Here is a 20,504-nt window from a genome sequence, read left to right as displayed (position 1 = left end):
GTTCGCGCACGGCGCGAGTGTTCTTTTCTTTGCCTGTAAGATGCGCTATTCTGCCCTCGCCCGGGAAGGGGCGTCAAGCCGGACATTTGCGGCAAGGCCGCGGGAGCATAAGGAATGGAAACTGAAGTTCGCAAGGATTCTCTGTACGCGTGGGTACTGGCCTGTCGGCCGAAAACGCTGGCGGCGGCGCTCGCTCCGGTGGTCGTGGGCTGTTCCCTTGCCGTGTGGGCGGGCTGTTTTCGTCCGGTTCCGGCCTTTCTGTGTGTGCTTTTTGCCGTGCTCATGCAGATTGCGTCGAACTTCATCAACGACGTGTGCGACTTCGAGCAGGGCAACGACAGGGACGACCGTCTCGGGCCGCGCCGCGCCTGCGCTCAGGGCTGGATATCGCCCCGAAGAATGAAGATCGGCATTGTCGTTGATCTTGCGCTGGCGCTCTGCGCCGGACTTCCGCTCGTCTGGTACGGCGGCTGGAGCATGGCCGCCGTGGCGCTGGTGTGCCTGGCGTGCGCCTACATGTATTCCGCCGGGCCGTATCCGCTTGCGGCGCACGGCTGGGGCGACGTGCTCGTGGTGGTGTTCTTCGGTCTGGTGGCCGTGGGCTTCACCTACTACGTGCAGGCCGGCGCATGGTCTCCGCAGGCCACGCTGGCCGGGCTTGCCGTGGGCGTGTGCATCAATCTGCTGCTCACCATCAACAACTTCCGCGACCGCGATCAGGACAAGGTTTCCGGCAAGAAGACGCTCATTGCGCGCTTCGGGGCGGAGTTTGGCCTGCGGTATTATCTGGCGCAGGGGGGATTCGCCTGCGCGTTTGCGCTGTGTCTCATTCCGCATGGTCTGTTCTGGGCGGGACTTTTGCCGCTGCTCTTCCTTGTTCCGCACTATCGGGTGTGGAGCCGCATTGTTTCCATTTACGAAGGCCGGGCGCTCAACCGCTGCCTCGGGCTCACGTCGCGCAACATTCTTATTTTCAGTCTGCTGCTCGCTGCCGGACTGCTGCTCGACGCCGCCGCAAAATAGCGGTCAGCGCAGGGCCTGCCACAGGCAGACGAGGCCGGCAACAGCGATCACGGCCATGAGCGCGCGGCGGAACAGTTCCACGCGGATGCGCTTTACCACCGGAAAGGCGCACACGGCGCCGAGCATGCAGGCGGGTATGCCGTACATGGCGTAGCCGAGAACCTGCGGCGTGTAGAATCCGGCCTGAGCCTGAAGAAGACAGGTAAACAGACTGCGCACGAGAAAGAAGACGCCGAGCGTGCCCAGCACTTCGCGCGGCGACCATCCGCGGTAGAGCGCGTAGGCTCCGGCGGGCGGGCCGTCGAAGGAGATGGCCGTGCCGAGAAGTCCCGCGCCGAAGCCCGCCGTGCCGCCGAGAATCCAGGAATCTTCCTTCCTGCTTCCGGCCCTGGCCACGCGCTGCCAGAGCACATAGACCACGAGCAGCACGCCCACCGCGCCCTGAAGCACGGCGTCGGACACCATCTGAAGAATGTAGAGTCCCGCGAACGATCCGGGCAGCGCGCCCACCAGCAGAGGCCAGAGGGCTTTGACGCGGCAGTGGCGGAAGTGCATGCAGGCCAGACTCCCGTCCATGGCCGCGTTGAGGATGCAGCTGAGGGGAATGACCACGTGCATGGGGAGAACAAGGGCGGCCGCGGGAACCGCGACCATGGCTCCGCCTATGCCCGTGAGGCCGGAGACGAAGCCTCCCGCGAACCAGCAGAGAAAAACGATGAGCGAAGTGGTGTCCATGGAACGAGCCTCTGATGACGATACGAGGTGGGAGAAATGGAGCGCTTCGGAGAGTTTTGGGCCGGATGGCGCAGACCTGCGCCTCAGAAAGGGAAGAAGAGAGTCCGCAGAAGGGTGACGCGTCGGAGCGGGGAGGATCGCTGAGCCCGTCTTGGAAGGGCGTCGGCCTTTTGGGGCGAGACGCGCTGCCGGGGGTCGGCGCGTCTTGCTGCGGCGAAGAAATCAGGGCGGCGCCGGAGGCGGCAGGGGGGGGACGCCTCCGGCGCGCAGGAGGGAGAGGAACGGGCCGCCGACGGTTTTGCCGGTGGCCCGTTCCTTCAGTTATGAGCGCGGTTTTCAGGCGTTTTCGCGTTCGATGGTGCAGGGGGCGGTTTTCTTGTTGAACAGGATGGGGATGTCGGTGCCGCCGAGAATGTTCCTGGAAATTTCCTCAGTGGAGAGATTGCTCCAGACTTTCTTGTTGGAGAAGTAGAACACGAATCCCATGATGACCCACACGGCGAGCACGCAGCGCGGTGCGAAGGAGATGTAGGCGGGGGAGCCGGGAGTGAGGAGCAGGATGAGGGTCAGGATGGAGCAGATGGTGCCCATGACGCAGCAGAACAGGCCGATGCTTCTGCCGCGGGTTTCGCCGCTGTTGAGGATGGCGCGGCGGGCGACGAGGCAGGTGAACAGGTAGCCGATGCCGGTGCCGACGGAGCTCATGTCCACGGTCCAGCCGACGGCGGAGCGGCCGGCGAAGGGGGTGAGGAGCGCGAGAACGGCGGTGAAGAGAATGGCGTTGTAGGGGGTATGGTAGGTGGGATGGATGCGTCCGAACCATTCGGGGAGGATGCGGCCTCTGGACATGGCGAGGAGCAGGCGGCTGGCGGCCACGAAGAAGCCGTTGATGCCGGTGCAGACGGCGCCGAACACGGCACAGGCCAGAATGATGGAGCCGAGTTTGCCGAAGGCGAGGGTGGCCACGTAGCCGGTCGCCCAGGCATGACCGCCGGAAGCTCTCATTTCTTCCATCTTGGCGAGGAGTTCAGGGTAGGGGATGGCGATGGCCACGCCCAGCATGACCATGGCGTAGAGGATCATGCCCACGAAGATGGAAACGACCATGATGTTGCGGCAGCGGCTGGGCTCGAAGGCGAACTCTTCCGAGGCCTGGGGCACGGTGTCGAAGCCGACGAAGAGGAAGGGCGAGAGGGCGAAGATGCTCATGATGCAGGCGGCCTGGGACTTGTTTTCCGCGAAGAGGGGCACGAGGTTGCTGATGCCGGCGGAATCCAGGGAGGCGGAGCCGAAGAAGAAGGCCACGATGCCGAAGGTGAGCATGAAGGCGAGGATGAGCTGGAGCTTGCCGGCCATGCCCACGCTGCGGTAGTTGAGCCAGCCGAAGACGATGGTGCCGGCGGTCATGAGCAGCACTTCGCCGACATACACCTTCCATCCTGCGATGGTGTAGAGTTCGCCGAACTCGAACACGCCGGGGAAGAGGAAGCGGAAGATGAGCGAGAGTGCGGCTATGTCGATCATGACGATGGCGATGTAGCCGATGACGAGCGCCCAGCCGCAGATGAACGAGGCGGTGGGGCCGAAGCCTATGTAGGCATACGTGAATGCGCCGCCGGCCACGGGGGCGTATTTGACCATGTAGCTGTAGCACACACCCACAAAGGAAATGAGGATGGCGCCGGCAAGGAAGCCGAGCAGGGTGCCGAGAGGTCCTGCGGAAGGAAGAAACATGTCGCCGGGAAGAACAAAGCAGCCCCAACCGACAATGGAACCTAGCGCGAGCGCGCAAACCTGCATGGGAGACAAGGATTTCGTAAGTTTGGCTTCTGACATGGTGAGTTCCTGCTGAATGAAGAGGGGAAACCTGCGGAAGCAGGCGAGGTTCGCCCGGGGAATCTCCGAAAAGGGAGGTTCGGGCACTGCGGACCGACAACAAGCAAACAACTTTTGGGGAAGGGGTTTGAATGAGATAATGTGAGATGGGTCACGTGAAGCAAGAACCATGCCAAAACCGATAATGAAAGAGACTATACAGATAATATCATGAAAATAAAAGATAATTTTTTTAACCGATAATAAAAATCATTATCTTAAAAAAGAAAATAATCAAAAAATAAAAAATTTTTTCTTTTTTGAAAGAAATATGTGAAAAATAGAGCTATCATAATTAATAAAAGCGACAAAAGGCGAGGATGGAAGCGGAAAAGTCGGCTGAATTTGTGCAAAAAATATCATATCGAAAGACGGAATCCAGCCGACGCGGAGCTGGTCTGACGCGCGAAACGACGTTTTCGGCGCGCAGCCGCGGCGCACGCCTGCGAAATTCCACGCCTGCGGAGCGTCGGTGCAATGCTGACGCTGCGGATGAAAATTCCTGCCATTTCGGAGGGCAAAGACATGCGCAGGGTCTTTTGAGCGGCGCATCGTCCGACGCAGAAATCGGACTGGCCGCCCGTCGGACGACGAGGCCCCGGTTTTTCTGCGCAGCCGTGGCACGGCGGGAAGTGTCGCCCGCCCCTATTCTTTTGTGCGGCAAGGGCGCGGAAGGGGATTTTCGCAACGAAAAGCGGCGGCGTCATGCCTGAACGCAGCGGCAGGAGCGGCAAAAAGGCCGCGGACTTTTTGCGGAGCGCGGCCTTTAGGAATCGTCGGAAAAACGAGTGAATTTTGTGTGATATCGGTATGTTTCGTCAATAATCCTCTTCGGTGATGCCGAGCTGCTTCATTTTGTAGCGCAGTCCGGGGCCGGTGAGTTCCATGATTTTTGCGGCCTTGGACACGTTGCCGCCGGTCACGCGCAGCACGTTGCGGATGCAGCGGGATTCAAAGGCGTTGATCTTTTCTTTAAGAGGAACCACGCTGTTGCGGCGCACGTTGCGGTAGTCGTCCAGCAGGGGAAGGTCCTCTTCCCGCACGGCCGCAGGCGCGGCTTCGGCGGCGCGTCTGCTGAGGCAGGATTCGCGGAACTGCCGGGGCAGACTGTCTTCGGTAATGACGTTGCGGCTTCCGAGCAGCGCCAGACTGCCCTCGATGACGTGCAGAAGCTCGCGGATGTTGCCCGGCCAGGAATAGCCCCAGAACAGCTTCATGACGGAGTCGGAAACGCGCACGCCGGCGGGAGCGTCTTCGGCGCGCTGAAGAAACGAAGCGATGAGCAGCGGAATGTCTTCCAACCGTTCCCGAAGCGGCGGCACGGCAATGCCCACCACGGCGAGGCGGTAATAAAGGTCGTTGCGCAGAATGCCGCGGCTCACGGCCGTGAGCGGGGGCTCGTTCAGAATGCTGATGACCCGGACGTCGACGTCCTTTTCCGAGCTGGCGCCGAGGCGGCGTATTCTTTTTTCCTGAAGCACGCGCAGCAGCTTGGCCTGAAGGCCCAGAGGCATGGAGTTGAGTTCGTCGAGCAGCAGGGTTCCGCCGTCGGCCTTTTCAAAAAGTCCGGGCTTGTCCGCGGCGTCGGTGTAGGCTCCCTTCGAGGTGCCGAACAGTATGCCTTCCAGCAGATTTTCCGGAATGGCCGCGCAGTTGACCGCAATGAACGGATGATTTCTTCGCGGACTTGCCGCATGAATCGCCTGCGCAAACAGTTCCTTGCCCGTGCCGTTCTCTCCCCAGATCATGACCGGAACCGGGCTCTTGGCGGCCACTTTGGCGTCGCTGACGGCTCCGCGCAGGGCCGGATCGTGCCCGATGATGCTCTCGAAGGTGTATCTTGTGCTGTCGCTGGCTGAGGCCGGCGCGCGGGTGTTCATTTTTGCCTCGCCGGTGAGCAGGGCGCTGTCCACCCAGATGGTGAAGGCCAGCACGCCGTCCTTCATGCCGTGATCGAACAGCGGATAGAAGTCCGTGACGGAGGAGAAGAGGGAATTGTTGATGGTCTTGTACCAGTAGGCCTTGCGCAGAAGCGGCTCGCCCCGGTACAGGCATTCCATGGTGGGAATGCGGGCCATGCCGTTGGGCACGTACAGTTCCGTGATGTGCTTGCCCACCACGCCGGACGTGGTGAAGCCGTCCACGCGCGCCTGAATCTCGTTCATGTACACGCAGATGCCTTTGCCGTCCACGATGGCCACGCCTATGCTCATATGATCCCATATGGCCCGCATGGCCGGCGTCATCACGTCGTTCATGCTGACGTCGCTGAAGTTCTTGCTGTCTATGAGCATGCGGAATCCTTTGCTGGAATGCTCTGATAAATTTTTCTCATGTATAGAAAATTTCTTTCTAAAAAGAAAGTTTTTTTAGGTCCGAAAAAAGATTATTCCGGATTTTGCGCGCGGCATGTTTTATAAAAATTAAATATTTCAATAAATTATTTACATTGAGAAAAAGTTGGCACGCTTTGTGCATAGTGTACGGCAACAAGCAAGCAATTTTTTCCTGTCCCCATAAAACATTCCTACAGGAGACCCCTCATGTCTGTCATGCAGTTCACCTCGCCTGCCCCGGTGGAAGGGCAGGGCTACGGCATCAACTGGGATACCGCCGAACAGCGCGTTCAGGAGCTGAAGGACTTCCTGATGACCGCGCCTCAGGTCATGGATCCGGAACGCCTCCGCTGCCTTCTGGACGTGTATGATGAATTCGCCGGCGAATCCACGCTCTACATCCGGGCGAAACTGTTTGAACGCGTGCTCTTGACCAAGAAGATTTTTCTGGACGGCAACCCCATCGTGGGCACGCTTACGGGCATCCGCTGCGGCGTGAATCCGTATCCTGAATGGAACGTGTCCTGGATCAAGGACGAAATGCAGCTCGCCAAGATGACCTCTCTCGGCGAAATGAAGATTCCGCAGGAGACCCAGGATCTGCTCGAAAAGGTGTACAAGAAGTGGAAGAACCGCACCTGCATTGCCCTGAACAACAAGATGTACAAGGACAAGTACGGTGTGAATCCCGCGCAGTATTCCAAGGCCGGCATGTACTACGACAACGTGAGCGTGGCTTCCGGTTCCGGCATCGCCGACTATCCCAAGGCGCTCAACAAGGGCCTGCGCTGGGTGGTGGACGATCTGAAAAAGCGCCTCCTCGACTGCCCCACCACGCTGGAAAACAAGGAAAAGCATGACCTCTACCGCGCCATGATCGTGGCCACGGAAGCCGTCATTGCCCATTCCCACCGCTATGCCGACCTTGCGGAAAAGACGGCCGAAGCCGAAACCGATCCCAAGAACAAGGCCGAACTTCTGGAAATCGCGGAAATCTGCCGTCGCGTGCCCGAATATCCCGCCCGCAACTTCCGTGAAGCCATCCAGTCCTTCTGGTTCATTCACCTCGCCATCGAAGTGGAACAGATGGCCTGCGCCACCTCCCCCGGCCGTTATGGTCAGTACATGTATCCCTTCTACAAGAAGGACATCGACGAAGGAAAGCTGACCCGCGAACAGGTCATCACCCTGCTGAAGTTCCAGTGGATCAAGCACATGGAACTCGGCGAATACCAGGGCGGCTCCTACGCCAAGACGCTTTCCGGCCACACCGGCCAGACCATCACCATCGGCGGCGTGGACGCCTACGGCCGCGACGCCAGCACCGAACTGGAAGAACTGCTGCTGGAAACCCAGATCAGAATGCGCGGCATTCAGCCCACGCTGACCCTGCTCTATCATCCGAAGCTCAAGACTTCCTACATGAACAAGGTGGTGGACTGCATCCGCGGCGGCTCCGGCCAGCCTCAGATTCTCAACAACACCGTGGTCATCGAACGCAATCTCGCCCGCTTCTCTCAGTACGAAGGCGGCATCACGCTCGAAGACGCCCGCAACTGCGGCAACTACGGCTGCGTGTCCACGGGCATCTGCGGCATGGGCAGCTTCATCACGCAGGAAGACCAGCCCTGCCTCGCCAAGGTCGTGGAACTTCTGCTCCACAACGGCAAGGATCCCTCCACCAAGAAGGTGGTGGGCGCGGAAACCGGCGATCCTCGCGAATTCAAGACCTTTGAAGAAGTGTACGACGCCTGCAAGGCGCAGCTCAAGCACCTGTTCACCATTTCCCGCCATCACTCCGATCTCAGCCAGATGGCCCGTCTGCAGGTGGTGCCGAGCATTTTCCGCTCGGTCATGTACGAAGGCTGCGTGGAAAAGGGCATGTGCGAAGAAGCCGGCGGCACCAAGTATCCGCAGGTGAACCCCATCATGACCGCGGGCATAGACGCCGCCAACTCGCTGCTCGCCATCAAGCATCTGGTGTTCGACACCAGGAAGCTCACCATGGAACAGCTGCTGGAAGCCCTCAACGCCAACTTTGAAGGCTATGAAGACATCCGCAAGATGTGCTTCGAGGCTCCCAAGCACGGCAACGACTATCCCGAAGTGGAAGAATTCGTGCAGCGATTCTACCGCGACGTGGATGAAATCCACAGCTCCGTCGGCCCGGACTGCTTCGGCCACAGAACGCCTCTGGACGCCTACTCGCTCTCCTACCACAACTACTTCGGCTCGCTCATGGGCGCTCTGCCCACGGGCCGCAAGGCAGGCGTGGCCCTTACCGACGGCAGCGTGTCCGCCATGCCCGGCACCGATCATGAAGGCGTCACCGCCCTCATCAAGTCCGGTGCGGAAGCCATCGACACCGTGCGCTACGGCGCGAACCACTTCAACGTGAAGTTCCTGCCCTCCGCGCTGGAAGGTCCGCAGGGCGCGCGCAATCTCATTTCGCTCATCAAGACCTACTGCGACTACGGCGGTTCGCACATTCAGTTCAACTGCGTAAGCTCCGCCACGCTGCAGGACGCGCAGGATCATCCGCAGGACTACAAGGATCTCGTGGTCCGCGTGGCCGGATTCAGCGCCTACTTCACCCGCCTCGACCGCGGCGTGCAGAATGAAATAATCAAGCGTACCGAGTACGCCCAGTAAAACGAACGGCGGCGGGGCCCGGCTCCGCCGCCTCGCATAAGAGCGGAACACCGGTCGCCCGGGGGTTTCGGAAAACGGGGGCCGCAGAAGGCCGCCGGAACGGCACGGGCCGCCCGCGGGGAGGGGATCCATGAGCAAGGGAACGGTTTACAACATTCAGCGCATGTCCACCAAGGACGGCCCCGGCATCAGAACCACCGTGTTTCTGAAAGGCTGCCCGCTCCGCTGCCTCTGGTGCAGCAATCCCGAATCCCAGAGCTTTGCCCCTCAGCTTCTGTTCTTTCAGGATCTGTGCACGGGCTGCGGAGCCTGCGAAAAGGTCTGCCCCGCGGGCGCCGTGCGCATGGAAAACGGCGTGTCTCTGCTCGACAGGGAAAAGTGCCTTTCCTGCGGAGCCTGCGCCCCGGCGTGTCCGACCAAGGCCAGAGAAATGAGCGGCAGGGTCATGAGCGTGGACGAAGTGATCGCCGTTGTGCGCAAGGACGCGCTTTTCTATGAAAATTCCGGGGGCGGCGTGACCTTCGGGGGCGGAGAGCCCACGGCGGCGGGCGAGTTTTTTCTCGATCTTGCGGAAGCCTCTCTCTATGAGGGCTGGCACGTGACCGTGGACACCTGCGGCTTCTGCCCGGAAGAACGCTTCGACAAGGCCCTCAAGCTGGCGGATCTTTTCCTTTTCGACTGCAAGCACATGGATCCTGCAAGACACCGGGAGCTTACCGGGCAGGACAACGCCCTCATACTCCGCAACATGGGCGCGGCGCTGGAGTCGGGCAAGGAAGTGCGCATCCGCATGCCGCTCATGCCGGGCCTCAACGATTCGGACGAGAATCTTGAAGCCATGGCGCAGTTTTTCGGCAGGTACGGCCGTTCCGAAATAGAGATCATGCCGTGCCATGCCTTTGGAAAAAGCAAGTATCAGGCCCTCGGAAAGCCGTTGCCGCCGGTGGAACAGTACACGCCGGAAGCCCTCAGGGAAGTTCGGGAACGCTTCAGAAGACACGGCCTTTCCACCGTTGTCGTGTGACAGCGCAAAATCAACAGGAGCAGCTATGTTTACCGTGACCATAGGCGACGAAATGCTGGAAAAGCTTCGCGCCATGCTGGAAGATGAAGATGAGGAAATCTGCGTGCGTCTGCGCGAATACAAAGTGGGCGGCGGATGACATTGCAAGATCGTGCTCGGTCTGGGCATGGACGAAATGGACGAAGACGAGGATGAAAAGATTCTCGTCGAAGACGTCCCCTTCATCGCAGACAATGATTTTCTGACAAAGTACGGCAAGGCTTACGAGCTGAGCTTCAATGAAGAGAAGCAGGTCGTGCTGACGGCTCTGAACGCTTAGGAAAGGCGTCGGGACAGGATCCGTTTTCCGGGAGGCCCGGAAGCAGGATACGGGGCGGAACCGTCGGCAGAAGTGCCTGCGCAACACGGGAGAAGACCATGTTCACAGTGACTGTCAATGAAGAAATGCTGGCGAAACTCCGTTCCATGCTGGAAGACGAAGATGAAGGAACCTGTGTGCGCCTGCGCGAATACACGCTGGGAGGCGGCTGCCGTTCCCGCATCATTCTGGGGCTCGCTCTGGAGGAAAAGGACGAGGACGAGGATGAAAGCGTGACCGTGGAAGACGTCACCTTCATTGCCGACGGCGATTTTCTGCTGAGGTACGGCCGCAGGTTCTCCCTTGGGCTCAACGAAGAAAAGCAGGTTGAGGTCAAGGCGCTGGATTCCGACAACTGATGCGGAACTGTTCCTGTTGAAGAGCGCCGCGAAGCGCGTTGCAGACGCGTTGCGGCGAAGTGAGGCCCGCTTTCCGGCAAAACCGGAAGGCGGGTTCTGCCGTGAACGGGCCGGACGACGGCAAGGGCGTGACGGAGGCCTTCGGGGATCCGGCGCGCTGCGGGAGGAGAGAAGATGAATATGGATTACGCGCGCATGCATGAGTGTCTCATGCGTTTTCTTCGCCTCATGCACGAGCCTGTGGGCATCACGTTTCTGTTCGACGAAAAGAGCGTGGAGCAGTTTCGGGCGGAGAACGAATATTGCGAGCCGGTGCGGCCGCTGACGTTTTGTCAGGCGGAGCTCGGGGCCCGCATGGAGGGGCGCACCGTGCTTCTGGAGATGAAGAAGCTCTGGTGTCTCGACGCCCGCTGCTGCTTCGGCGTGGACGAAGTGAGCGACGCGGTGGTGCGCGATCTTCTGCGCTTCGGCACGGATGAGGCGCAGGTGCGCGGTTTTGTGGAGAGCAAGCCCCGCATGGAAAAAGCGCCGCTGGCCGTGGTCATGCGGCCTTTGCGCGAACAGAAGAACATGCCGGACGTCGTGCATTTCTGCTGCGACAACATGCAGGCGTATCATCTTGTGGGCGACTGGATGGCCGTTACCGGCGTGCATCCCTTCCGCCCGTCCCTGTGCATCAATTCCGCGGTGTGCGGCGGCACGGCGTTCAGCTGCATTCACGGTCAGGCCAATCTGACCCTGGCCTGCGCGGGCAGCTACAATTCCGGCAAGATGGAGCGCGGGGAAGTCAACGTGATGATTCCCGGCTCTCACATCCGCGCCGTGGTGGAACGCATGGCCGACCGCGTGGAAAAAACGGGCGGCGTGTCCATCACGCGTTCGGGCCACCCCTTCCCTGGGGCGGACATCTGCCAGAACTGCCCGCTCATCGTGTTCAGGAAGCGGGAGCCGTCGGGGCAGGCGTCCTGACGCGGATTCCGAAAAAAACAAAGGCCGTTTTCCCTGGGGAGAACGGCCTTTGTTTTTTCGATGACGCCGGAAGTCTGCCCGCAGGCGGGCGCGCGGGGCGCGTCAGAACAGGCTCAGCTGACTTGCCGTGGTTTTGGTGTGGCGCGTCAGCCTGACGGCGTGAAAGTGCGAGAGCGGCAGCAGGGGCGAAGGCGGCAGCGCAAGCTTGTGCCCGTAGAGGGTGCGGCTTGCCGCGGAGGACAGAAACACCGCTTCCGAGGCGCGGGTGATGCCCACGTAGAGCAGCCTTTCCTCTTCTTCCACGGGGGGCGGCGCGAAGTCGTCGCTTTTGCCGAGCAGCGCGCCCACGCCGCGGAAGGGCAGCAGGCCGTCTTCCGCGCCGGGAATGAACACGACTTTGAATTCCAGGCCCTTGGAGGCGTGCATGGTCATGAGCTGCACGTATTCCGCCTGCCCCTTCACCATGTCGATTTCCCGCCGGAACGATACATAGTCCAGAAGTTTCGGCCAGCCGCCGTGTTCCTTCCAGGCCTGGCGGAGGCGCTTGAACGCCGCAGAGTCGCTGAACAGCGGAGCAAAACGCTCGGGGCAGCGGGCCACCACGGCGTCCGGGCCTTCGGCCCAGGTTTCGGCGGGCACGTCGTCGAGCACGTCTTCCTTGCGTCCTTCATCGGTCGGCGCGGCGGAAGCCATGGCCGCCAGCAGGGGAAAGCGGTCGGCGTCGAGAAAGGCGGCTTCCTTGCGGGAGTGTTCCTCCTGCCGGTGGAAGCGCGCCGCGGCCTGAAGCAGGGCGTCGGCGCTCTCGTCGGTCCAGAAGGCGTCGGCTTCGGGCGCGGAGCAGGGAATGCCCCGGCGTTCCAGCGCCGCACGGATGGGAGGAATGAGCGCCTTGATGCGGCAGAGCACGGCGATTTCTCCCGGGCTGCAGGAACCGGAATCGAGATGGCAGCCCGCGAGCGTTTCGTGCAGGTCGGCCTGCTGATGGGACGTGCCGCCGATGAGGTAGGCAATGCGGTCGGCAATCCAGGCGGCTTCCCGTTCGGCGGTCGGCGCGCCCATCCACTGGAGCGTGGCCGAGGTCCCGGTGACGGAGGAGAGCTCCCCGCAGGCGCCGTGCCCGGCCAGAGCGTCGTGTCCGGCCGCGAGAATGGCGGCCGCGGAACGGTGACTCTCGGTGAGGCCCAGCACGCACAGCTGCGGCCAGCGGGCGCGGAGGGATTCTTCAATGCCTGCATCCGCGCCGCGGAAACCGTAGATGGACTGATCCGGATCGCCGATGCCGAAGAATCCCGAGCCGTCCGCCGGGGTCAGCGCTTCCACGAGCGCCTTCTGCAACGGCGAGAGATCCTGCACTTCGTCCACGAGAATGTGCTTCCAGGGCTTGGCCGCGCCGTAGTTCCGGCTTCTGAGTTCGGCAAGCCACGTTTCCGGCAGATCGGTGTAGTCGGCAAGATTCCTTTCTTTTTTCCATTGCCGGTAGCGTTCGGCCAGGGGCGCAAGTTCGCCCGGAACGTTCAGCGTTTCGCGGCCGAGCTCAAGCTGATCGTAGAGGCGCGAGGCGTCCTTCTTGTCGAGCGTGGGATTGGCCGAGGCAAAGGCCTTGCGCGCGCCTTCTTCGGAGAGCACCACCGGAGCCTCGCCGGGCCAGTGCCTGAGGGCCAGCGCGTGCAGGGTGTCGGCTTCCGGCAGCGGGGCGTTTTCTTCGCCGTCCATGGCGGCGGCAAGGCGCGAACGCATTTCTTCGGCCGCGCGGCGCGTGAAGGTGATGGCCACGATGTCCGAAGCCGGAGTGCCGGAGCGAAGCAGCCGCACGAGCCTGCCCACGAGCGTTCTTGTCTTGCCCGCGCCCGGGCCCGCCAGCACCAGCACGGGGCCGGGGCCGGCCTCCAGCGCTTTGCGCTGCATGGGACTGAAGGATTCCGGGGAAAAGTCGGGACGATTTTCGGCGCTTTTTTTGCAGCTTCCGCCGTCAGTCGGCGACGTGTCGGCGTTCAGATTTTTTTTTTGAGCCCTGCTTTTTTTCAGGGGCGCGCGACGGGCGGCGGGCACGCGCTCCAGCAGGGAGGGGGCGTTTTCCTCATCCTCAAACAGGCGGATGGTGCCGTATTCGCCGTCGTAGCCTGCGTGGCGGATGACCTTGCCCGCCCGCATGCGGGAAACGGCTTCGCCGAGCTCCGGCCAGGCGTGACGCAGATCGTGTTCCGGCGTGTCCTGCAGAATGGTCATTTCCGAACCGAAATGATCCAGCAGGTCGGCGTATTTTTCCTGCACCTTCCGGGTCTTCGAGCCGCAGTGCAGTATTTCGCCGAGTACTTCCGGCAGCGGAATGAGCGACTGAAAATCCTTGCCCGGGCAGGGCGGTTCGGTGCGGTCGGCAAGCTCCAGCACGCGGTGCAGCACGCCCACGGTGAGAGGCTTGCCGCACACGGGGCAGATGTTGTTCAGCTTCATGCATTCCGCAGGTTCGAGCACCACGCCGCAGGCGCGATGGCCGTCGAGATGGTACTTGCCTTCCTCGGGAAAGAATTCCAGCGTTCCGGCGTAGGTCGTGTCGCCTCTCTTCTGATGCAGCGCGTCGAAGATGCCGTCGTAGGAAATGGCGCCGTCAAAGAGCGTGGCCTCGCGCGCGAGGTTCTCGCCCGAATGCGCGTCGGAACTCGACACCATGAGCAGCCTGTCGAGATGGCTCCAGCAGCGGTTCATGTCCGGGTCGGAGGAAAGGCCGGTTTCCGCCGCAAAAATATGGGGAGCGAGGTCTTCAAAGCATTCGTCCAGACTGTCGAAGCCGGACTTGGAGCCGAAGAGCGCGAACCACGGCGTCCAGATGTGGGCGGGAATCATGTAGGCGCGGGGAATGTCCAGCACTATGGAAAGCAGATCCTTGACGTCCAGACCGAGAATGGGACGCCCGTCGGACTTCAGATTGCCGATGGCTTCCAGCTTTTCGCAGAGCCTGTCGGCGGACTCGAAATCCGGCACATAGACCAGGCTGTGTATCTTGCGCACCGCTCCGTTCTTCTTGTAGATAGAACTGATTTCCGCCTCCAGCATGAAGCGGGGTTCCCGCGGTTCCATGCCGGCGAGGTGGGGAATTTCGCGGGCCAGATCTTCGCGGGAAAGCGGCGTTTTCAGGCGGAAGAGGCCGCTTTCGTCGAGTTCGAGGGCGTCGCGCAGTTCCTGCCGCCAGACGGGATGCGTGAAGTCGCCCGTGGCCAGCACGTCGATGCCCTTGACTCCGGCCCATGCCGCCAGATGGGGAAGAGTGAGACGCGAACTTGTGGCTCGGGAAAAACGGGAATGGATATGCAGGTCGGCTCGGAACATGGATGACTCGCGGCGGAAGAAGGTAGGAAGAACGCTGTCGGCAGTCGGACAGTTGACCTGTTATAGCGGGAACGGGCACGTTGCGCAATGACGGGAAAGGGGGAATGCGGCATGAGCGCGGAAGAAATACGAACCATGAATGTGGCGTTTCCCGCCGGACTGGAACAGCCGGAGGGAAGTTTCCGCTTCAGCGGCGACGCGCTGCTGCTGGCCGATTTTGCTCTGGAATTTTCTCTGCCGGAAGGCGCGTGCTTTGCCGACCTCGGCACGGGGTGCGGCGTGGCGGCGCTCGCCGTGCTGCGGAAGGCGGCGTCGTGGAAGGGCGTGGGGCTGGACATTCAGCCGGCCCTTGCGGCCGCGGCCGGGCGCAACGCCTCCCGCCTCGGGCTTGAGGAGCGCTTTTGCGCGCTTTTGGGCGACGTGGCGTCTTCTTCCGATCTTCGGGCGGCACGGCTTGCGCTGACCGGGGAGACCGGCGCGCCGAACGGCGTTCTGCCGCTTTTCGACGCCGTCATCTGCAATCCTCCGTGGCGGCGCGAGGGCGCGGGACGCCTCCCGCCTTCGGACATGCGCCGCACCGCGCTTTTCGGCACGGCGGAAACGTTTCCTTCCTTTTTCGGCGCGGCGGACGCGCTTTTGAAAAACGGCGGACGCCTTGCCGCCGTGAGCGGCGCGGAGCGCACGGCGGACATGCTGGCGGCATTGCCTGCGCGGCTGCACCCGGAGAGGCTGCGCTTCGTGTTCACGCGGCGCGACGCTCCGGCCGTCTTTGTGCTGCTTGAGGCGCGAAAGAACGGCAGGGCGGCCCTTCGCGTGGACAGGCTTGAGCTGTAGTGCGGCAAGCGCTGCCGGAAATGCGCAGGCTGCGGCAGATCTGCGGCGCTCGCTGCCGTGCGACGGCATTTGTCTGGTCCAGCCTTCCTCGGCGTCGGCGCTGCTCCGACCATGCCGCGCCCCCTTGAGCAGAAAAAGGCCGCGTCCTTCGGCAGGGAGGACGCGGCGCATGATAATTTTTCGGAAACGGTATGTTTTCCGTTTATTTCGGTTATAGTTCAGCGTTCCGACCAGAGCAGACGCTTGTTCTTCACGTTCAGGCGTCCGAGGGGCAGTCCGTTCCAGCGCAGCAGCGCCACGCGATCCTTCGCGGAAACCGAGGACGGCGCGGGCAGGCTCTGCCCCTGCAGCAGGCCTGAAATGACGCGCAGCCCTTCCGCGCCTTCGAGATCCACGTGGGCGCACGGGCCTTCGATGCGCACGCGCGGGGAGAGGCGCACATCGCCGTTCTTGCCCGCCTTGCCCATGTACAGGCCCTGCCAGTGCAGCGAATCGGGAAGGGCGGCAAGCGCCGGGACGGGCAGCGCGTGCAGGCTCCCGCCGAAAAGTCCTATTTCGGCGTGGACGAAGCGCGGGTCAAGCCCCTGTTCGCGCAGCTGCTGCTCGCTGAGCACCTCGGCCTGCACGGGATTGTCCGTATAAGGCAGCGGCCCGGAGCTCTGACCGGGCTTGCGGAGCCGGGCCACGAAAAAGCCCTGCGTGTCGCCCATTTTCGGGGAAAGGCACCACACGCCTTCACAGCCCTGCGGCGGCTGGAGGTCGAAGCCCGGCACGTCGCCGAGCGGTTCGAGTTCGAGGCCGAGTTCCTCCCGGGCGAAGAGCACCTGCTTTTCGTTTTCCTCCACGTCGGTAGTGCAGGTGGAATACACCACCACGCCGCCGGGTCGCAGCAGCCTTTCCGCTTCGCGCAGCAGATCCTTCTGCAGACGGATGAGCGGGGCGACCTTGTCGTCCTTCCAGATGTCCATGACGCGGGGATTCTTTTCCACGGTGCCCCAGCCGGAACAGGGAGGATCGAGCTGAATGTAGTCCCACGAGGCGTCGGGCAGGGGCAGATGCTCACCGCTCTGGCAGCAGGTCGCGGTCTGGATGAGTCCCATGACGTGCAGATTGCGGCGCAGATTGGCAAGTCGCACCGGGGAAGGTTCATTGCCGAGCACGAGGCCGTGCGGCCCCACCAGCCACGCAAGCTGACTGGTCTTGCTGCCGGGGCTTGAACACATGTCCAGCACCGACGCGCCCTTCGGCGGATTGAGCGCAATGGGCGGCAGCATGGAGGCTCTGTCCTGAATGTAGATGAGGCCGAAGAATCCGGCGAGACTGTTGCCCAGAGGCCCGGGCCCCTCCACAAGACGCCGCGCGGGCGGGAAGAAGGCGTCGGGCTCGAAGCGGAAACCCTGCAGACGGAGCATTTCTTCGACAACGGGAATGTCGTCCGTGGAGCAGGCAAAGCGGAAGGAGCGGCGTGGGGTGGTCGTCATGTCTGTGAAACTGCTGTTGATGGTGTGGTTGTTACAAAAAGGCCGGCGTCGTGCTGTTGCCGTTTGGGGCGAGAAAGTGTAGAGTCCCTTGCAAATCCTTTAAGGAGTCTTTTATGTCCAGACGTTTTCTGCCCGCCATATGGGCATTTACCCTTCTGTTCCTGATGATGCAAGTGCCCGCGATGGCGGTCACCTATGTGGTGGCGCCGTTTTCGGTGTCCGGCGCGCAGGGCTATTCCTATCTGGGGCAGGCCGTTCCCTCCATGCTGACTTCGCGCCTCTACCTTCAGGGGCAGTTTGAGCCGTCCAGCCGTCAGGATGCGGCGCTGAAGGAAAAGGCTCCCGCTTCCAGGGACGCCGCCTCCGCCATGGCCCGCAAGTTCGGGGCCGATTACGTCATCTGGGGCAGCATCACCGTCATGGGCGATCAGGCCAGCCTCGACGTGAGCGCACTTTCGCCCGACGGCAAGGTGTGGAAGGAAGCCGCCACGAGCCCGGTGAACGCGCTCATCGGCGGCCTGCAGAACGTGGCCGACAGCATCAACATCGAAGTGTTCGGCCGCACCGACGTGGTCCGCGCCGGAGGTTCCGCCGGTTCCCCCAGCAGCGCCTTTCTCATGAACGAAAGCCGCGGCCGCGTGCAGGACGGCGCGTATCTCAATCCTTCGCTGCGCTACCAGGGCACCGAAGACGACAGAGCCCAGATCCGCAGCCAGATGCTCGGCTTTGAATGCCTCGGCATGGAAGTGGGCGACATCAACGGCGACGGCAAGAACGAAATTCTGCTGCTCAACGACAACTCCCTGAACGCCTACGTGTGGCAGAACGGCAACAAGCTTGTGGAAATCGGCGAATACCGCCTGCCTTCCTCCATGAAGCCCGTGCTGGTGCGCACCTTTGTTCAGGACAAGAAAAACTACATCATTCTCAGCGGCTACAGCAAGAGCGACACCGCGGCCTATTCTCAGGTGCTGCAGTTTGCGAACGGCAAGTTCAACGTGGTGGCGCGCAACGTGCGCCGTTATCTGAACGTGGTCAAGATTCCTCCGCTCTACGCGTCCACGCTCATCATGCAGGACAGCGACCGCAGCAAGGTGGTCAGCGGCGCGGTGTACGAAGGCCGTATTTCCGGCGACGACGTGGTGCGCGGCGGCAAGCTCTCCAATCTGCCCAAGCAGGCCACGGTGTTCAACTTCGCCTGGATTCCCGCCGACAAGGGCAAGCGCGGCGACCATCTGGCGCTCATTGCCGAAAACGAAACGCTCGTCACCTACGATGCGCGCGGCAACCGCGTAGCCGGCACGGAAGACACCTACAGCGGCAGCTCCGTGTACGTGGAAGGCGACCGCGGCATCGGCGCGCTCTCCTCGAGCGGCGAAAGCTCCGACGCCGTGCTCTACTACGTGCCCATGCGCATGCCCGTGGTGGATCTCGATCACGACGGCCGTTACGAACTCATTGCCAACAAGCCCGTCACCACGGCCGGCAAGCTGTTCTCCAACTACCGCACCTATCCGCAGGGCGAAATTCACGCCATGCTCTGGAACGGCATGGGCATGGAACTTCTGTGGAAGACCCGCCGCATCAAGGGCACGGTGTGCGACGTGGCCGTGATGGATGCGAACAACAACGGCAAGCTCGACCTGATAGTGGCCGTGAACTCCTACGCCGGTCTTACCACGGGCATCAAGACGCGCTGCGCCGTGTACCTGTATCCGCTGGACACGACCAAGGTCAACGCGAAGCCCAACTATCAGGAATAATTTCTTCAGGTTATTCGGGGGTATCATGTCTGACAGGAACGACTCGCCCATATTGCCGGAAGTGACGTTTTCCACCTTTGTGCTGTCTCTGGCCTCTTCCGCGCTGGTGCATCTCGGCGAGGTGCCCAACCCGGAAACCGGAAGCACCGCCCGCAACGAGGCCCTGGCCCGCAACGCCATCGACGTGCTCACCATGCTCGACGACAAAACGCGCAACGGTCTCACGCCCGAGGAAAGCAAGCTCATGCGCGACGTGCTTTATGAACTGCGCATGAAGTTCGTGGCCCGTTCCTGACTTCCCCCTCACCATCAGCGGGCCGGATATTCCGGCCCTTTTTTTGGAGTATTGCCATGCTGCGTGCCGGACTGGTCGGCGTCACCGGGTACACCGGGATGGAACTGTCCCGTATTCTGGCCTCCCATCCTTCCATCAGGCTGACCGCCGCCACGTCCAGACAGGACGCGGGCAAGCGGCTCGACGCCGTGTATCCCTTCCTTCAGGGGCTTCCCGGCGGAGACGTCGTGCTCATGGAGCCGGACGTGAAGGCGCTCGCCGAAAACTGCGACGTGGTCTTTCTCGCCGTGCCCCACGGCGTAGCCATGGAAATAGGCGCGGATCTCTACGACGCAGGCGTGAAGGTCGTGGATCTGTCCGCGGACTTTCGCCTGCGCGACGCAGACGTGTATGAAGCCTGGTACAAGCCGCACACCCGCAAGGAATATCTGGCCCGCGCGGTGTACGGTCTGCCGGAAATCTACGGCGACAAGGTGCGCGAAGCCAGGCTGGTGGCCAATCCCGGCTGCTATCCCACGGCGTCCATACTCGGCCTGTACGCGGCCCTGAAAAACGGCCTCGTCCGCACCGACGACATCATCATCGACGCCAAGTCCGGCACCACCGGCGCAGGCCGCAAGGCCGTGGTCAGTTCCCTGTACTGCGAAGTGGCCGATTCCTTCCGCCCCTACAACATCGGCGGCAAACATCGTCATACTCCGGAAATCGAACAGGAACTCTCCGTGGCGGCGGGCACGTCCATGACGGTGTCGTTCAATCCGCATCTTCTGCCCATCAGCCGCGGCATTCTGGCCACCATCTACACGAAGCTGTCCACGCCGCTTTCGCAGGCCGACGTGCAGGCCCTCTATGAGGACTTCTGGAAGAACAGCCCCTGGGTGCGCGTGATGCCCGCAGGCAAGCTGCCGGAAACGCGCAACGTGCGCGGCACCATGTTCTGCGACATCGCCGTGACCGTGGACGAGCGCACCGGACGACTCATCATTACCTCGGCCATCGACAACCTCTGCCGCGGCGCGTCCGGTCAGGCCGTGGCCAACGCGAACCTCATGTTCGGCCTTCCCGTGAACACGGGACTGAACTTCGCGCCGCTGGTTCCGTAGCGCGGAAACATTGCTGAAAAAGGGGCGACGGCTCAGGCTGCCGCCCTTTTTTTGCGGCGTTTTTGGGGGAACAGAGGGAGTGACGCAGGGCTTTGCTCGCGGGGGCGGCGCTTGCGCGGGATCGGCGTGACAGGGCCATGGGCCCGGAGTCTCAGAAGCGCGGGCTTGCAACGGCGTGCATTTCAGCACTGTTGCCAGTAGGGCCGCCCGACTCAGAAAAACGGGGCACGCGAAGGCATGCGATGGGTGATGTTCCGAATTTCGGGCGATGTCCGTGTTTCCCTTCGGCGGAAGCGCGGAGCGCTCCGGGAGAAAGCCAGGCAGAATGTGAAAAGTCGGCGGCGCTGGAGGAACGCCACCGACTTTCACGGCA

16 protein-coding genes are annotated in these 20,504 nt (G+C 61.9%); 10 read left to right on the top strand and 6 right to left on the bottom strand.

What is annotated here, in order from left to right; translation table 11 throughout:
• Positions 1 to 114: 114 nt before the first annotated feature.
• The gene (gene menA / locus ABGT79_RS06475) at positions 115 to 1,023 is read left to right on the top strand and encodes a 1,4-dihydroxy-2-naphthoate octaprenyltransferase (protein ID WP_346665514.1); all 909 of its coding nucleotides are present in this window, start codon (positions 115 to 117) and stop codon (positions 1,021 to 1,023) included.
• Positions 1,024 to 1,026: 3 nt separating this feature from the next.
• Here the strand turns inward: menA and ABGT79_RS06470 are convergent, their stop codons facing one another.
• The 4 genes from ABGT79_RS06470 to ABGT79_RS06455 all read right to left on the bottom strand — a co-directional run bounded on the left by ABGT79_RS06470 (position 1,027) and on the right by ABGT79_RS06455 (position 5,927).
• Complete coding sequence (locus tag ABGT79_RS06470) at positions 1,027 to 1,758, bottom strand: sulfite exporter TauE/SafE family protein (RefSeq protein ID WP_346665513.1); 732 nt, start codon at positions 1,756 to 1,758, stop codon at positions 1,027 to 1,029.
• A 336-nt stretch (positions 1,759 to 2,094) separates the two neighbouring features.
• The gene (locus ABGT79_RS06465) at positions 2,095 to 3,594 is read right to left on the bottom strand and encodes an APC family permease (protein ID WP_346665512.1); all 1,500 of its coding nucleotides are present in this window, start codon (positions 3,592 to 3,594) and stop codon (positions 2,095 to 2,097) included.
• Between the two features lie 273 nt (positions 3,595 to 3,867).
• Positions 3,868 to 4,257 carry a hypothetical protein gene (locus tag ABGT79_RS06460; RefSeq protein WP_346665511.1) on the bottom strand — a complete coding sequence of 130 codons (390 nt, stop codon included), beginning with the start codon at positions 4,255 to 4,257 and terminating at the stop codon, positions 3,868 to 3,870.
• 194 nt (positions 4,258 to 4,451) lie between these two features.
• Positions 4,452 to 5,927 carry a sigma 54-interacting transcriptional regulator gene (locus ABGT79_RS06455; RefSeq protein ID WP_346665510.1) on the bottom strand — a complete coding sequence of 492 codons (1,476 nt, stop codon included), beginning with the start codon at positions 5,925 to 5,927 and terminating at the stop codon, positions 4,452 to 4,454.
• A gap of 249 nt (positions 5,928 to 6,176) precedes the next feature.
• Here ABGT79_RS06455 and ABGT79_RS06450 point away from each other — a divergent pair, with 249 nt between their 5' ends.
• From ABGT79_RS06450 to ABGT79_RS06430, 5 genes are all read left to right on the top strand, one after another.
• Positions 6,177 to 8,621, top strand: coding sequence for a glycyl radical protein (locus tag ABGT79_RS06450; RefSeq protein ID WP_346665509.1), 2,445 nt, complete (start codon positions 6,177 to 6,179; stop codon positions 8,619 to 8,621).
• Between the two features lie 130 nt (positions 8,622 to 8,751).
• Positions 8,752 to 9,645, top strand: coding sequence for a glycyl-radical enzyme activating protein (locus ABGT79_RS06445; RefSeq protein ID WP_346665508.1), 894 nt, complete (start codon positions 8,752 to 8,754; stop codon positions 9,643 to 9,645).
• A 25-nt stretch (positions 9,646 to 9,670) separates the two neighbouring features.
• Complete coding sequence (locus ABGT79_RS06440; protein ID WP_346665507.1) at positions 9,671 to 9,964, top strand: ErpA-related iron-sulfur cluster insertion protein; 294 nt, start codon at positions 9,671 to 9,673, stop codon at positions 9,962 to 9,964.
• Positions 9,965 to 10,062: 98 nt separating this feature from the next.
• Positions 10,063 to 10,362 (top strand): ErpA-related iron-sulfur cluster insertion protein, encoded by a 300-nt coding sequence (locus ABGT79_RS06435; protein ID WP_346665506.1) that lies wholly within the window; start codon positions 10,063 to 10,065, stop codon positions 10,360 to 10,362.
• A 174-nt stretch (positions 10,363 to 10,536) separates the two neighbouring features.
• On the top strand, positions 10,537 to 11,331 hold the full coding sequence (locus ABGT79_RS06430) for a DUF169 domain-containing protein (protein WP_346665505.1): 795 nt from the start codon (positions 10,537 to 10,539) through the stop codon (positions 11,329 to 11,331).
• 102 nt (positions 11,332 to 11,433) lie between these two features.
• Here ABGT79_RS06430 and ABGT79_RS06425 read toward each other — a convergent pair whose 3' ends face one another.
• Complete coding sequence (locus ABGT79_RS06425; RefSeq protein ID WP_346665504.1) at positions 11,434 to 14,655, bottom strand: UvrD-helicase domain-containing protein; 3,222 nt, start codon at positions 14,653 to 14,655, stop codon at positions 11,434 to 11,436.
• Positions 14,656 to 14,766: 111 nt separating this feature from the next.
• Between ABGT79_RS06425 and ABGT79_RS06420 the strand changes: the two genes are divergently transcribed.
• Complete coding sequence (locus ABGT79_RS06420; RefSeq protein ID WP_346665503.1) at positions 14,767 to 15,489, top strand: methyltransferase; 723 nt, start codon at positions 14,767 to 14,769, stop codon at positions 15,487 to 15,489.
• Positions 15,490 to 15,707: 218 nt separating this feature from the next.
• On the opposite strand, the gene ABGT79_RS06415 is transcribed toward ABGT79_RS06420, so the two are convergent.
• Complete coding sequence (locus ABGT79_RS06415) at positions 15,708 to 16,970, bottom strand: RsmB/NOP family class I SAM-dependent RNA methyltransferase (RefSeq protein ID WP_346665502.1); 1,263 nt, start codon at positions 16,968 to 16,970, stop codon at positions 15,708 to 15,710.
• A gap of 113 nt (positions 16,971 to 17,083) precedes the next feature.
• Here ABGT79_RS06415 and ABGT79_RS06410 point away from each other — a divergent pair, with 113 nt between their 5' ends.
• Genes ABGT79_RS06410 through argC form a run of 3 tightly spaced genes read left to right on the top strand, consistent with a single transcriptional unit; the run spans position 17,084 to position 20,131 of the window.
• Positions 17,084 to 18,733 carry a VCBS repeat-containing protein gene (locus ABGT79_RS06410; protein ID WP_346665501.1) on the top strand — a complete coding sequence of 550 codons (1,650 nt, stop codon included), beginning with the start codon at positions 17,084 to 17,086 and terminating at the stop codon, positions 18,731 to 18,733.
• A 25-nt stretch (positions 18,734 to 18,758) separates the two neighbouring features.
• Positions 18,759 to 19,028 carry a DUF1844 domain-containing protein gene (locus ABGT79_RS06405; protein ID WP_294484229.1) on the top strand — a complete coding sequence of 90 codons (270 nt, stop codon included), beginning with the start codon at positions 18,759 to 18,761 and terminating at the stop codon, positions 19,026 to 19,028.
• A gap of 56 nt (positions 19,029 to 19,084) precedes the next feature.
• Entirely contained in the window at positions 19,085 to 20,131 is a 1,047-nt protein-coding gene (argC, locus tag ABGT79_RS06400) for an N-acetyl-gamma-glutamyl-phosphate reductase (RefSeq protein ID WP_346665500.1), read from the top strand.
• Positions 20,132 to 20,504 lie beyond the last annotated feature (373 nt).

Origin of the sequence: uncultured Mailhella sp. (assembly GCF_963931295.1) — a bacterium.
Taxonomy (GTDB): Bacteria; Desulfobacterota; Desulfovibrionia; order Desulfovibrionales; family Desulfovibrionaceae; genus Mailhella.
This window is presented reverse-complemented; position numbering and strand designations above follow the sequence as displayed.

Excerpts from the sequence above, each read along its gene's own strand:
- menA (WP_346665514.1), top strand. The coding sequence starts at position 115 with ATGGAAACTGAAGTTCGCAAGGATTCTCTGTACGCGTGGGTACTGGCC.
- ABGT79_RS06470 (WP_346665513.1), bottom strand. The coding sequence starts at position 1,758 with ATGGACACCACTTCGCTCATCGTTTTTCTCTGCTGGTTCGCGGGAGGC.
- ABGT79_RS06465 (WP_346665512.1), bottom strand. The coding sequence starts at position 3,594 with ATGTCAGAAGCCAAACTTACGAAATCCTTGTCTCCCATGCAGGTTTGC.
- ABGT79_RS06455 (WP_346665510.1), bottom strand. The coding sequence starts at position 5,927 with ATGCTCATAGACAGCAAGAACTTCAGCGACGTCAGCATGAACGACGTG.
- ABGT79_RS06450 (WP_346665509.1), top strand. The coding sequence starts at position 6,177 with ATGTCTGTCATGCAGTTCACCTCGCCTGCCCCGGTGGAAGGGCAGGGC.
- ABGT79_RS06445 (WP_346665508.1), top strand. The coding sequence starts at position 8,752 with ATGAGCAAGGGAACGGTTTACAACATTCAGCGCATGTCCACCAAGGAC.
- ABGT79_RS06435 (WP_346665506.1), top strand. The coding sequence starts at position 10,063 with ATGTTCACAGTGACTGTCAATGAAGAAATGCTGGCGAAACTCCGTTCC.
- ABGT79_RS06430 (WP_346665505.1), top strand. The coding sequence starts at position 10,537 with ATGAATATGGATTACGCGCGCATGCATGAGTGTCTCATGCGTTTTCTT.
- ABGT79_RS06425 (WP_346665504.1), bottom strand. The coding sequence starts at position 14,655 with ATGTTCCGAGCCGACCTGCATATCCATTCCCGTTTTTCCCGAGCCACA.
- ABGT79_RS06420 (WP_346665503.1), top strand. The coding sequence starts at position 14,767 with ATGAGCGCGGAAGAAATACGAACCATGAATGTGGCGTTTCCCGCCGGA.
- ABGT79_RS06415 (WP_346665502.1), bottom strand. The coding sequence starts at position 16,970 with ATGACGACCACCCCACGCCGCTCCTTCCGCTTTGCCTGCTCCACGGAC.
- ABGT79_RS06410 (WP_346665501.1), top strand. The coding sequence starts at position 17,084 with ATGTCCAGACGTTTTCTGCCCGCCATATGGGCATTTACCCTTCTGTTC.
- ABGT79_RS06405 (WP_294484229.1), top strand. The coding sequence starts at position 18,759 with ATGTCTGACAGGAACGACTCGCCCATATTGCCGGAAGTGACGTTTTCC.
- argC (WP_346665500.1), top strand. The coding sequence starts at position 19,085 with ATGCTGCGTGCCGGACTGGTCGGCGTCACCGGGTACACCGGGATGGAA.